The following is a 268-nucleotide window of genomic DNA, read 5'->3' as shown; positions in this document are numbered from 1 at the left end:
AATAAAGTTTATAAATAAAAACTATTTTTATTTGCCAATCTCCTGAAATTACTTTATTGGTAAGCGAATGTTTTAATCGTATACGCAGCGATTAATAAGGGATTAAAAGCCTTAAAGTTTGAACATAAAATTAGCCCACTCTGTTGGTTTCCCGGGATTCCGGGAGTTTTTGCTATGTCCAGGTGCTTTAAGCACTAAAAGCAAAAAGCTGATTCAAACTTCAGTACTTTTAACTCCCGGAATACCAATGCGATGGCGCTCGCACCCG

This window comes from Bartonella sp. CR127HXZ (assembly GCF_042194555.1).
Classification (GTDB): domain Bacteria; phylum Pseudomonadota; class Alphaproteobacteria; order Rhizobiales; family Rhizobiaceae; genus Bartonella; species Bartonella grahamii.
The sequence above is the reverse complement of the archived record's forward strand: the minus strand, read 5'-3'. Positions refer to the sequence as shown.